The sequence below is a fragment of the Ruthenibacterium lactatiformans genome, assembly GCF_000949455.1.
Taxonomy (GTDB): domain Bacteria; phylum Bacillota; class Clostridia; order Oscillospirales; family Ruminococcaceae; genus Ruthenibacterium; species Ruthenibacterium lactatiformans.
Map to the genome: position 1 here is coordinate 1 of NZ_JXXK01000095.1, position 1,440 is coordinate 1,440.

General features: G+C 46.7%; 2 protein-coding genes. Both read left to right on the forward strand.

Going from position 1 to position 1,440, the window contains the following annotated elements; genetic code table 11:
* The first annotated feature begins 405 nt into the window (after positions 1 to 405).
* The gene (locus TQ39_RS21155; protein ID WP_155201752.1) at positions 406 to 579 is read left to right on the forward strand and encodes a hypothetical protein; all 174 of its coding nucleotides are present in this window, start codon (positions 406 to 408) and stop codon (positions 577 to 579) included.
* Positions 580 to 780: 201 nt separating this feature from the next.
* On the forward strand, positions 781 to 1,440 hold a 660-nt coding region (locus tag TQ39_RS19840; RefSeq protein ID WP_167541567.1), incomplete at its 3' end, for a recombinase family protein.

Sequence of the window (1,440 nt, forward strand, 5' to 3'; positions counted from 1 at the left end):
CTTGCTTCGTTCATACGGTATGGCCGAATCCGCTCAAAGCTGGTCGCCTGGATTTCAATATTCTCTTTCACGGGACAGAATATTCCTATATATAATAATGTAAGAACTATGACATCATCCATTATACCATGACGCCGTTGCAGGTGGCCACAACAAAACCGCATTCGCTTGGACATAAAATGCTGTACGAAAAGATGGAGAGAGAATTCGGTGAAGTGCATGAAGAACTGGACGCGCTGAACAGCACACAAGCGGCTCAGGAGTTTGTGCTCACCCGGCGTATAAAGCAAGTTTGATTTTAAGGCCTATAGAGCGTATGGCAACAGAATAAAGTCATAATAAAACAGCTGCACGGATTGGTTTTCGTGCAGCTGTTTTGTTTCCTGACAGAAATGGAGAAACAATATGGAACAACAGGAAAATACATTTGCAATGAGCCAATGTATGCTTACGAAGCAGTATGGCAAGTACAAAGCGGTCATCCAGTTTTCAGCGGTGGACCGGCCGGAAACCGAGGAAAAAGTTCTGTCGCTGATTATGGGAGCTTATGCGGAACGCCGATGCGCATCAGTGAACTGATGTTGCACTGGTTTGATAGAAAAACTGGACGATCTTTCTCCGTTTTGGTGATAGGGTTTTCCCTATATATATAGTAATATAAGGTTGCCAAAGCGGCCGAACGCTTCGGACACTGGTGACCAACCGCCAGAGGCCGGACCTTGACAATTAAAGATTGGCCAATGTGTATCGTACAAACGATATGCGAGGAGTTAGAAGAAAATGAATTTGACAAAAGCAAAAGAAACGAAAACGCGCGTCTGCTGCCTGTACCGGGTTTCCACAAAAGGGCAGGTGGATAAGACTGAGAATGATATCCCAATGCAGAAAAAAGCATGTCATGAATTCGCAGAATCAAAAGGCTGGACGATCATAAAGGAACATGCGGAATTGGGGGTTTCAGGATTTAAGGTCGCTGCGGCAGATCGAGACGAGCTGCAGGAAATCAAGCGGGAAGCGGAAAAACAAGAATTTGATATCCTGCTGGTCTTCATGTTCGACCGTTTGGGGCGAAAGGATAACGAAACGCCGTTTGTACTGAAATGGTTTGTAGAGCAGGGGATATCTGTGTGGAGCACGGTGGAAGGTGAGCAGCGGTTTGACAGCAATGTGGATGACCTGCTCAACTACATTCGGTTCTGGCAGGCGTCCAGTGAATCGCAGAAAACTTCCGTCCGCATCAAAACTAGGATGAAACAAATTGTAGAGGATGGACACTACATGGGCGGTACGGTCCCGTTCGGCTACCGTGCGGTCTATAAGGGCAGAACGAACAAAAAAGGCCGCCCGGTAAAGGATCTGGAGATAGACCCGCGCGAAGGTGAAATTGTCCGGGAAATATTTTTTAAGGTAGCACGGGAAGGATACAGCGCACATGGGATC